Raw genomic sequence first — 9,142 nt, forward strand, 5'->3', positions numbered from 1 at the left:
CCCCTGACCGCACTGCACAGCGGTGCACCCGAGGAAGGAAGCCATGACGGAGACCCGCGCCGCCGACGAGAGGGAGCGGCACCCGGTGATCGCCCCGCGGCGGGTGAAGTTCGAGTGGGACGGCACGCCGCTGCACTGGATCCCGGGCGAGCCCGTCGCCACGCACTTCATCAACACCCTGCACCTGCTGCTCCCGGCCGGTGAGCGCTGGTTCGTCCGCGTCTACAAGCAGACGCTTCCGCTGATCGACGAGCGCGACGCCCGGCTCCGCGCGGAGGTCAAGGGCTTCATGGGGCAGGAGGCCGTGCACGCCTACTCCCACCAGGGCGTGCTCGACCGCCAGATGCTGGAGCGCGGGCTGGACCCGCGGCCGCTCACCCGCAAGATCGAATGGCTGTTCACCGCCCTCCTCGGCGACCGTCCGCCGCTGCCGCTCATCTCGCGCCGGCGCTGGCTCAACCTGCGCGTCGGGATCATCGCCGGGATCGAGCACTACACCGCGGTGCTCGGCCAGTGGATCCTGGACGCCGAGGAGCTGGACGCGGCGGGCGCCGACCCGACCATGATGGACCTGCTGCGCTGGCACGGCGCGGAGGAGGTCGAGCACCGCTCGGTCGCCTTCGACGTCTACGAGTACGTGTCCGGCGCCTACTGGCGGCGGTTCGTCACCTTCTTCGTCGGCGTCCTCGCGCTGCCGCTCGCCGCCTACGCCGGCGCGGCCTACCTGTGCGCCAAGGACCCCACCCTGCACGGCGTGCGCCCGCGCGTCCGCGACTACCGCCGCGCCGTCCGCCGCGGCCTGCTGCCCGGCAACCGGTTCATGGTCGCCGCCGCCCGCCGCTACCTGCGGCGCGACTACCACCCGTCCACCGAGTGCTCCACCCAGAAGGCCCTGGACTACCTGGCGACCTCCCCCGCCGCCCAAGCGATCGGCTCAAACAAACCCACCTGACCGCCGCCCGTCCAAGGGCGACGGTCTCGGACGGCACGTCATGGCTGAACGGGGCGGCCCAGCAGGGCTGCTAGGCGGGTGACGGGCGGGGCGTCCTCCGGGGCCGGTTGCGGCGGGCCGAAGGGGGTGCGGTCGGGTGGGACGTCGGCGAGTCGGGCGCGGGTGAACTCCAGGATCCGTTCGACGATGCCGTCCGGGAAACGGGGGTCCTGGCCGGTGGCCTGGGCGATGTCCCAGCCGTGGACGACGGCCTCGGTGGCGCGCAGGCGCGCGGCGGCGCTGCCCGGGATCGGGCCGATCGGGCTCTGGAAGGTCTGCTCCAGCACGCCCGGCCGGGCGAGCTCGGCGATCAGTTCACGGGCGCCCTTCCGCTGGGCCGCGGCGGCGTCGTCGCCGAGGGCGTCGTTGAACTTCGGATCGCGGGCGCCCGGCGCCGGAGGTTCCTCACCGCGCAGGGTCGCGGTGAACACGCGGTCGCCGATGACCAGGTGGTTGACCACGTCGCGGACGTCCCAGTCGGTGCAGGGAGTCGGGTCGTTCCATTGGTCGTCACGGACGCCGGCGACCAGGTCGCCGGCCGCCGCCAGCAGCGAGGCGAGGTCTTCGACGGGTGATGGGGTCATGCGCTGACACCTCCGATACAACAGGTAGCCGCAACGTTACTCACCGTCCCCGACAGAATTCGGGGGAAGCCTCTATCGCTGGACCATACTTATGAGTATGGTCTCCGTACCATGGAGTATGGAGACGAGATCGTGCAGCGCGTCAGGGAACTGGCACCGGTCCTGGCTGAGCGCGCGGAGGCCGCCGAGGCGGCGCGGCGGCTGCCGGACGAGACCATCGCGGACCTCGCCGCGACCGGGCTGTTCGGGATGCTGGTCCCGAAGCGGTTCGGCGGGGCCGAGCTGGGGTTCGAGGCGATGGCGGCGGCGTGCCGGGAGGCGGGGGCGGCGTGCGCGTCCACCGGATGGCTCTCGGTGATCTACACGCTGCACAACTGGATGGTCGGGCTGTTCCCCGAGCAGGCCCAGGCCGAGGTGTGGGCGGAGCGGCCGTACGCGCTGATCCCGTGCGCCCTGTCGCCGTCCGGCACCGCGGAGCCCGTGGACGGCGGCCACACCGTCACCGGCCGCTGGGGATGGGGCAGCGGCGTCATGCACGCCGACCACGTGATGGTGATGGCGCTGGTCACGGTGGACGACGCGATCGAGCCCCGACTGTTCCTGATCCCCCGCGCGGACGTGACCGTCCACGACGTCTGGCACACCAGCGGCATGCGGGGCACGGGCAGCAACGACATCGAGGTGGCGGACGTGTTCGTCCCCGCGCACCGCTCGGTGCCGATGCTGGAACTGGCCGAGGGCCGGTCGCCCGGGTCGCGCGTCCACCCGGGGCCGCTCTACCGGACGCCGCTGGTGCCGGTGTTCGCGCTGACCGGCGCGGCGCCCGTGCTCGGCGCGGCCGAGGGCGTCCTCGCGCGGTTCACCGAGCGGATGTCGACCCGCGTGATGGCCTACAGCGGCCAGCGGCAGCGCGACCTGATGAGCGGGCAGATCCGGTTCGCCGCGGCGACCGCGGACCTGGCAGCCGCCCGCCTCCTGCTGGACGGCGCGCTGGGCGACGTGACCGCCGCCATCGCCGAGGGCCGTCCCCTCGACATGACGGAGCGGGCGCGGGCCCGGCTGGTCGCGGCGCACGTGGCGGTGACCGCGCGGCGGGTCGTGAACGAGCTGTGCTCCGCGGCGGGGGCGAGCGCGCAGTTCACGTCCTCCCCGTTCCAGCGGGCGCAGCGCGATGTGAATACGATCTCCGGGCATGTGGTGTTCGACCCGGACGCGGCCTACGCGCTCTACGGCAGGATCGGGCTGGGCCTCGACCCCGGCCCGGTCGTCCTCGTCTGACCGGCGGCGGGCGCGGGCATGACGTCCCCCGGTGAGCCGGGCATGACGCCCCGGACGAGGACAACCCGGACAAGGACAACCCGGACGAGCACGGCGCGGACGAGCACGGCGCGGACGAGAATGGCGCGGCGGGACTGGATCGAGGCCGCCTACCAGGAGCTGGCCCGCGCCGGCGAGCGCGGCGTGACGATCAACGCGCTCGCGGCCCGGCTCGGCGTCACCAAGGGCAGCTTCTACTGGCACTTCACCGACCGTCCCGAGCTGATGCGGGCGCTGCTCGACCGGTGGGCGCACGAGCGGACGGACGAGGTGCTCGGCCTCTCCCTCGGCAGCACCGCCGACCCGCGCGAGCGGTTGCGCCGCATCCAGGCGCTCGGCCGGGAGGTCGCCCCGATCGACCGCGCCATGCGGTTGTGGGCGCAGCACGAGCCCGCGGCGGAGGAGGCGGTGCGGCACGCCGACCGGGCCCTGCTCGGGCACATCGCCGCCTGCCTGGACGATCTCGGCTTCGGCGCCGAGGAGGCGCGGCTGCGCGCCCGGCTGATGCTGCGCTCCTGGGTCGGCGGCTACCTCATGCCCGGTGAGGACGGCTCCGACCTGTACGAACGCACGCTGGAGATCCTGCTGGCGTGACCCGGCCGGGCGGCTAGTCCGCGCGTCCCGGCCTGTCGCTCGCGCCCGTCCCCCGGCGCTCGATGCGGCCCTCGATGTCCTGCTCGGCGTCGTGGGTGCTCGGGCCCTCGTCCGCGTCGAGGTGTCCGGGGGCGTCGCTCGCCCCGGTGCCGACCCGGTGGATGCGCCGCCGCATGTCCGCTTCGGCGTCCTGGCCACTGGCTCGCTGGTTCATATCGGGCTTCCCCCGCTTCCGGATGGACCGGTCGTTGTGCTGTTGCTACCCCGCCGACCTGCGCTAACCCTCCGGCGCCGGGGCTCGGGGGTGCTGCGGCGGGCACGAGGGCGGGCACGGCGGCCGGCTTTCGGATGAACCGAATCGCGTTCCGGCGAGTCCGATGGTGAACCGCCCGCGGCAGGGAAGGACCCCCATGACAGCTCTGATCGCCCTCATGTTCGTCTTGGCGGCCTGCTGCCTGCTCCTCGCGTGCGTGGACCAGCGGAAGCTCTACTGGAAGACCGGCGCCTGGCAGTACCGGAACCCGGAGGCCAACGAGCCTTCCGAGTCGGCGTTCGCCATGCGCCGGGCCTCGCTGGTGATCGGCGCCGTGGTTTTCGTGGTCATGGGGTTCGTCTTCAAGGCGGCGGACAGTTCGCTCGACTACTCCACCGCGCAGGTGAGGTCGGTCGCGTACGCGGCGGCCTCGGAAGTGGACCGGGGGTCGGGGACGGGGCTCGGTTCCAGCTATCGAGCGGGGAGCGACGTCTTCGATGCCGTGCAGGAGGAGGGAAACGGCAACGTGAGGGTCCGGCGCGCCGGCAGCGGCAAGTACGAGCTGACGAATCGCAAGGGCAAGAACCCCGTCTGCCTCACCGTCACGGTCGACAACAAACTGAGGCTGGGCGGGTCCGACCCCTGGAGCCATTCGATCAGCACGTCCGTGGACGAGGGCACCTGCTGACACACCACTGGCCCGGCGGCGTTGGCGGTGGCGGTGGGGATCTGGGCCGCTGACGCCGTCGGTCAGCCGAGGCGCGCTAGGAAGGCGAGCATCGCTTCGTTGACCTTCTCCGGGGCCTCCATCTGCACAAAGTGTCCCGCTCCTTCAACGGTGTGGACGTCGCGCAAGCCCGGCACCAGGCTCTCCATCTGCTTCAGAGCATTCGACCCCATCATCTGCAGGACGGGGTCACGCTCGCCCACAAGGAACATCGTCGGGACGGTGACGGGCTCGTCCGGACGATCCTGCTTCTCTCTCCACACATGGTCGTAGGCCCGGTACCAGTTGAGGCCGCCGGTGAACCCCGTCCGGCGGAACTCGTCGACGTAGTAGGCGAACTCCTCCTGCGACAGCCACGGCCAGGGCAGAGGCGGGGCTTCCGGTAGTACGTCCAGGTAGCCGTTGCCTTCGCTGGGGTGCTGCCAAATGTCGAGGTATCGGTAACCGCCGCTGAGCGCCCAGAACACGTTCGCCAGGAAGCGCTCTGGCTCGGCCCCCAGCTCCCGGTCGGCAGGCCCCTCCTCCTGGAAGTAGTGCACGTGGACGAAGTGTTGTTCGGCCATCCGCGCGTAAAGCTCGGTGGGCGGACGGCTGGAAACCGGCATGCGCGGCACGCTCAGCTGCATCAGCGCCTTGACTCGTCCAGGGGCCCATTGAGGCAGGTCCCAGACGAGAGCGGCTCCGAAGTCATGTCCGACGAAGACGGCCTCATCGATGCCTAGGCCATCCAAGAGCCCGACCATGTCCGCGACGGTGCGGCTCCGGTCGTACTGCTCCGGCGAGGCGGGACGGCCGCTGCGTCCGTAACCGCGCATGTCGACCGCGATGGCCCGGTACCCGGCCGCCGCCAGCACCGGCAACTGGTGGCGCCAGCTGTACCAGAGGCCGGGGAAGCCGTGGCACATCACCACGGGGAGCCCCTGCTCCTCACCCGACTCGGCCACGTGAAGCGCGATGCCGCCGACGTCGAGCACGCGGTGCCGGACGTCCTCCTCGCCAAGGCTCATGCCGACGATCCTCGGCGCCCGTCCCGCCGCGGTCCGCTCCCCTCCCGTTCACCGGGACAGGGGACTGGACGGACCGCCGGCCGTCGGCGAAGGTCGAGCCACCATGCCGCAGCCACCGAGCCCCGACCTCGCCGCGCGCGTCGCGCGGCTGGAGGCCGTCGAGGCCATCAAGGCCCTCAAGCACCGCTACCTGCGCGCCTGCGACGCCAAGGACCCCGCGGAGTTCCGCGCGTGCTTCATCGCGTCCGGCGCCTCGATCGACTACGGCCGGCTCGGCGCCTTCGACGACGCGGACGGCATCGCCCAGGTCTTCGAGCGGATCGCGCTGCAGAAGATCGACGGCCGGAATGCGATCCTCGACATGCACCACGCGCTGCACCCGGACATCACCGTGCACAGCGAAACGAGCGCGTCCGGCCGCTGGACGCTGAAGTTCCGCCAGGTGAACCTGTTCGACAACACCGAGACCGTGGCGACCGGCGAGTACGACGACGAATACGTCATCGAGGACGGCCGCTGGAAGATGTCGAAATGCCACTTCCACCGCTACTGGTCGATCACTCGCCCGATCGGCCCGGACTGCCGCGTCGACCAGTAGGCCGCCCCGGCTAGAGTTCCGCCCGATGGACACGACATTTCGCACGGCCGACCCGGCCGACGTCCCCGCCCTCGTCGCACTGATCGAGAGCGCCTACCGCGGCGACGCCAGCCGCGCCGGCTGGACGACCGAGGCCGACCTCCTCGGCGGTCAGCGCACCGACGCCGAGGCCGTCACGGACGTCCTGACCAGCCCCGGCTCGCGCATGCTCGTCGCCGAGACCGGCGGCGCCCTGACGGCGTGCTGCCAGTTGGAGAACCGGGGCGGCCACGCCTACTTCGGCATGTTCGCCGTCGCCCCGTCCCTCCAGGGCGGCGGCCTCGGCAAGCAGGTCCTCGCCGAGGCCGAGCGCGTGGCGCGCGAGGAGTGGGACGCGACCGAGATGCACATGACGGTGATCAGCGCCCGCGAGGAGCTGATCGCCTGGTACGTCCGCCGCGGCTACGCCCGGACCGGCGAGACGAGCCCCTTCCCCTACGGCGACGAGCGCTTCGGCCTGCCCAAACGCGACGACCTGGAGTTCGAACTCCTCGTGAAGAAGCTCGCCTGACAGCCGCGCGGCTACTCGCCGGTCACGCCGTCGGCCAACTCCCGGACGATGTCGAGGTGCCCGACATGCCGGGCGTACTCCTGCAGCACGTGGAACAAGATCCAGACCAGTGCCGGCCGGTGCTCGGACGGCCCGAACCCGCCGCCCGTACGCGCCGGGTCCTGCAGGTCGGCGCCCGCCACGATCTCGCGCGACCGTGCGCATTCGTCCAGGAAGAGCCGCTTGAGACCGTCCACCGACTCCTCCGGGCCGACGTGCCAGCGATCGCTGCCGGGGTCGCGGTCGCCGTCGACGTCGTCCACCCGCTCGGCGGCGAAGCCCCAGCGGAACCAGCGCCGCTCGACATAGGCCAGGTGCTTGAGCAGCCCGAGCGGCGTCCAGCCGGACGGGAGCCTGCTCGTGCGCAGGTCGTCCTCGGGCATGCCGTCGAGTTTCCGCAGCAGCGCGGACCGGTAGTGGTCGAGGTAGCCGAGCAGGAGTTCGCGGGTGTCGGTCAGCGTGTCCGGCGGTTCGGGCACCGGGGATGAGTCGGCCATACGGCGGACGCTAACTCCGCCGCCGCCCGCGCCGCCACGCGATTATCGGCCCTGCCGCGTCACCGGGACGGGGCGGGCACGAGCCGGAAGGCGATGAAGGCCGGGAGAGCTTCCAGGTGGGCGTAGTCGTCCGGGTAGCGGTCGGCCATTTCGGGGACGGGACGCGGCTCCAGCAACTCCTCGATGAGGAAGCCCGCCGCGCGGAATTCGGCGCAGATCGACGTCAAGGGGCGTCGCCAGGCCCGGATCGGCCAGTCCCGGTCACCGCTCAGGGACTCCTCGACTGGCTCCTCCGTGAAGTAGGAGCCGCCGAGCCGCATCCATGCCATGGTCGGGTGCTCGGTGGAGAGGACGACAGCTCCGCTGGGCTTCAGGATCCGGCGCAGTTCCGACAGCAGCGCCACACGGTCGTCGATGTAGTGCACGGCCAGGGCGAGGACGACGAGGTCGTACGCGTCGTCCTCGACCCACGTCAGTGGCTGGGACAGGTCGTGGACGCGCAGGTCGGCGCGGCCCCCGGTGCGCGCGCGGGCCATGTCGACGAAGGTGGGGCTCGCATCGCAGCCGGCGACGCGAGCCCCGCGCTCCAGCAGCTCGGCGGCGTACAGGCCGGGGCCGCAAGCGGCGTCGAAGACCGCCAGCCCGCCGACGTCACCGGCAAGACCCAGCACGGCCGGACGGTCGTAGAGGGCGTTGTAGGCACTGTTCTCGGCATGGGCCGCATACTCGCGGGCGAATTGCTCGTACATGCCCCCGATCGTGCCAGAAAGATCGACTGCCCCTGTCAATATGTCCCACCATGGCGGGTCAGCCTCACGGGTGCCGATGGTGCCGCCTTCTGCTTGAGCAGGAGCAACACCTCTCAGGCCACACGCCCTTCACCACCGAGCGAGTGACTCTTCACCAAGGGGCAAAACCACGTTCGGAAGCGCCACACGAACCGGGGCGGGCCGCAGCCGGTGCCTGCGACAGACCGTCCCACGGTGCGACGGCAGCACCTGCGTGCCGGGCTTCGCAGGGCCAGGGATGAAGCCGCTCTCCCCCAGGAGCAGGTCGCCGAAAACCTCGACTGGTCCCTTTCAAGAACCATTCGCATCGAGTCCGGCGCGGCTAATATCTCGGACACCCGCCCCAAAGCGGTCCTCGCGCTCTACGGCATCGCGATCGATCGCCTCGACGACCTCGCACAATTGACCAAGGCAGCGCGTGAACGCACTTGGCGGAGCGGCTACCTGAAAGTGCTGCCGCCGCATTTACGACCTGATCGGTTACGAGTCCGCGGCCCCCATCGGGTCAGCGGGGCTTCTCCCCGTCGCTCGCCGCGGTCTCCGCCCGGTCGGGGTCGTAGATGTACCCGGTGTAGACCATGCCCTTGACCGTCGTCCGGGTCGGTTGGAAATGCCGCGGCGACAGCGCGCAGAAGCCGCTGCAGACCACTTCGCGGAAGACCTGGTCCGAGACGATCAGGGCGACGTTCCGTTCCGGCCGGCAGTCCAGGTGCCGGCGGAGCGGGCGGGCGTCGAGGAGCCGGCTCACGACCACCGGCGCGTCCCCGGCCGGCCCGAGCGAGGCCGGCCATCCCATGATCAGTGCTCCGTGGTGGAAGGAGAGCCGGACACGCACCCGGGGATGCCGGGACGCCCGGCGGTTCGCCTCCGCGAGCGCGCGTTCGAGGGCGGGGGCGAAAACGCCGATGACCGTGACGATGTCCGCGTCCTCCGGCAGTACCGCCAGTTCTCCGTCGCCGCTGACCTGCCGCAGCCACTGCCCCCTGTCAAGGCCGGCCGCCGCGGCCGCGGCCTCGATCGACTCCTGCAGGACCTGCTGTGCCTGCAACTGGAGGCGGGGCGGCCGGGCGCTGTACCCCTGGATGTCTATCGCGAGCAGGAATCGGAAGAGCAGCCGTGCGGTGGAACCCGACTCGGCCGGCGGTGCTGGAGTGATCGTCATATGTGCCCTCGCCCCCATCTGGCCCTGGTGCGACT

At 71.3% G+C, this 9,142-nt stretch carries 13 protein-coding genes; 7 read left to right on the forward strand and 6 right to left on the reverse strand.

Translation table 11 applies throughout. The annotated features are described in order from the left end of the window. The first annotated feature begins 43 nt into the window (after positions 1-43). Positions 44-952 (forward strand): metal-dependent hydrolase, encoded by a 909-nt coding sequence (locus AB0K34_RS27710; RefSeq protein ID WP_138640648.1) that lies wholly within the window; start codon positions 44-46, stop codon positions 950-952. A 38-nt stretch (positions 953-990) separates the two neighbouring features. Here the strand turns inward: AB0K34_RS27710 and AB0K34_RS27715 are convergent, their stop codons facing one another. After that, complete coding sequence (locus tag AB0K34_RS27715) at positions 991-1,575, reverse strand: TIGR03086 family metal-binding protein (RefSeq protein WP_301174738.1); 585 nt, start codon at positions 1,573-1,575, stop codon at positions 991-993. 111 nt (positions 1,576-1,686) lie between these two features. Here AB0K34_RS27715 and AB0K34_RS27720 point away from each other — a divergent pair, with 111 nt between their 5' ends. Together AB0K34_RS27720 and AB0K34_RS27725 are read left to right on the forward strand one after the other, a co-directional pair. Beyond that, on the forward strand, positions 1,687-2,853 hold the full coding sequence (locus AB0K34_RS27720) for an acyl-CoA dehydrogenase family protein (protein WP_364551842.1): 1,167 nt from the start codon (positions 1,687-1,689) through the stop codon (positions 2,851-2,853). A 120-nt stretch (positions 2,854-2,973) separates the two neighbouring features. Further along, entirely contained in the window at positions 2,974-3,486 is a 513-nt protein-coding gene (locus AB0K34_RS27725) for a TetR/AcrR family transcriptional regulator (RefSeq protein WP_171069275.1), read from the forward strand. A gap of 13 nt (positions 3,487-3,499) precedes the next feature. Here the strand turns inward: AB0K34_RS27725 and AB0K34_RS27730 are convergent, their stop codons facing one another. Beyond that, entirely contained in the window at positions 3,500-3,700 is a 201-nt protein-coding gene (locus AB0K34_RS27730) for a hypothetical protein (protein WP_138639558.1), read from the reverse strand. A gap of 196 nt (positions 3,701-3,896) precedes the next feature. Here AB0K34_RS27730 and AB0K34_RS27735 point away from each other — a divergent pair, with 196 nt between their 5' ends. Next, complete coding sequence (locus AB0K34_RS27735) at positions 3,897-4,427, forward strand: hypothetical protein (RefSeq protein ID WP_364551844.1); 531 nt, start codon at positions 3,897-3,899, stop codon at positions 4,425-4,427. Between the two features lie 62 nt (positions 4,428-4,489). Here the strand turns inward: AB0K34_RS27735 and AB0K34_RS27740 are convergent, their stop codons facing one another. Beyond that, complete coding sequence (locus AB0K34_RS27740) at positions 4,490-5,473, reverse strand: alpha/beta hydrolase (RefSeq protein WP_364551846.1); 984 nt, start codon at positions 5,471-5,473, stop codon at positions 4,490-4,492. 103 nt (positions 5,474-5,576) lie between these two features. Here AB0K34_RS27740 and AB0K34_RS27745 point away from each other — a divergent pair, with 103 nt between their 5' ends. After that, positions 5,577-6,071: a nuclear transport factor 2 family protein gene (locus AB0K34_RS27745; protein ID WP_138639555.1), complete on the forward strand. Its 495-nt coding sequence runs from the start codon at positions 5,577-5,579 to the stop codon at positions 6,069-6,071. A 25-nt stretch (positions 6,072-6,096) separates the two neighbouring features. Then, on the forward strand, positions 6,097-6,621 hold the full coding sequence (locus AB0K34_RS27750) for a GNAT family N-acetyltransferase (protein ID WP_364551848.1): 525 nt from the start codon (positions 6,097-6,099) through the stop codon (positions 6,619-6,621). An 11-nt stretch (positions 6,622-6,632) separates the two neighbouring features. Here the strand turns inward: AB0K34_RS27750 and AB0K34_RS27755 are convergent, their stop codons facing one another. Further along, positions 6,633-7,157 carry a DinB family protein gene (locus tag AB0K34_RS27755; protein ID WP_364551850.1) on the reverse strand — a complete coding sequence of 175 codons (525 nt, stop codon included), beginning with the start codon at positions 7,155-7,157 and terminating at the stop codon, positions 6,633-6,635. A gap of 59 nt (positions 7,158-7,216) precedes the next feature. Next, on the reverse strand, positions 7,217-7,906 hold the full coding sequence (locus tag AB0K34_RS27760) for a class I SAM-dependent methyltransferase (protein ID WP_364551852.1): 690 nt from the start codon (positions 7,904-7,906) through the stop codon (positions 7,217-7,219). A gap of 234 nt (positions 7,907-8,140) precedes the next feature. Here AB0K34_RS27760 and AB0K34_RS27765 point away from each other — a divergent pair, with 234 nt between their 5' ends. Continuing rightward, entirely contained in the window at positions 8,141-8,533 is a 393-nt protein-coding gene (locus tag AB0K34_RS27765; RefSeq protein WP_364551854.1) for a helix-turn-helix transcriptional regulator, read from the forward strand. Here AB0K34_RS27765 and AB0K34_RS27770 read toward each other — a convergent pair. Then, complete coding sequence (locus tag AB0K34_RS27770) at positions 8,451-9,107, reverse strand: hypothetical protein (protein ID WP_364551857.1); 657 nt, start codon at positions 9,105-9,107, stop codon at positions 8,451-8,453. The genes AB0K34_RS27765 and AB0K34_RS27770 overlap by 83 nt on opposite strands. Positions 9,108-9,142 lie beyond the last annotated feature (35 nt).

It is taken from the genome of Actinomadura sp. NPDC049382, from assembly GCF_040677125.1.
Taxonomy (GTDB): domain Bacteria; phylum Actinomycetota; class Actinomycetes; order Streptosporangiales; family Streptosporangiaceae; genus Spirillospora; species Spirillospora geliboluensis.

Excerpts from the sequence above, each read along its gene's own strand:
- AB0K34_RS27745 (WP_138639555.1), top strand. The coding sequence starts at position 5,577 with ATGCCGCAGCCACCGAGCCCCGACCTCGCCGCGCGCGTCGCGCGGCTG.
- AB0K34_RS27720 (WP_364551842.1), top strand. The coding sequence starts at position 1,687 with ATGGAGTATGGAGACGAGATCGTGCAGCGCGTCAGGGAACTGGCACCG.
- AB0K34_RS27735 (WP_364551844.1), top strand. The coding sequence starts at position 3,897 with ATGACAGCTCTGATCGCCCTCATGTTCGTCTTGGCGGCCTGCTGCCTG.
- AB0K34_RS27770 (WP_364551857.1), bottom strand. The coding sequence starts at position 9,107 with ATGACGATCACTCCAGCACCGCCGGCCGAGTCGGGTTCCACCGCACGG.
- AB0K34_RS27750 (WP_364551848.1), top strand. The coding sequence starts at position 6,097 with ATGGACACGACATTTCGCACGGCCGACCCGGCCGACGTCCCCGCCCTC.
- AB0K34_RS27710 (WP_138640648.1), top strand. The coding sequence starts at position 44 with ATGACGGAGACCCGCGCCGCCGACGAGAGGGAGCGGCACCCGGTGATC.
- AB0K34_RS27740 (WP_364551846.1), bottom strand. The coding sequence starts at position 5,473 with ATGAGCCTTGGCGAGGAGGACGTCCGGCACCGCGTGCTCGACGTCGGC.
- AB0K34_RS27715 (WP_301174738.1), bottom strand. The coding sequence starts at position 1,575 with ATGACCCCATCACCCGTCGAAGACCTCGCCTCGCTGCTGGCGGCGGCC.
- AB0K34_RS27755 (WP_364551850.1), bottom strand. The coding sequence starts at position 7,157 with ATGGCCGACTCATCCCCGGTGCCCGAACCGCCGGACACGCTGACCGAC.
- AB0K34_RS27725 (WP_171069275.1), top strand. The coding sequence starts at position 2,974 with ATGGCGCGGCGGGACTGGATCGAGGCCGCCTACCAGGAGCTGGCCCGC.
- AB0K34_RS27730 (WP_138639558.1), bottom strand. The coding sequence starts at position 3,700 with ATGAACCAGCGAGCCAGTGGCCAGGACGCCGAAGCGGACATGCGGCGG.
- AB0K34_RS27760 (WP_364551852.1), bottom strand. The coding sequence starts at position 7,906 with ATGTACGAGCAATTCGCCCGCGAGTATGCGGCCCATGCCGAGAACAGT.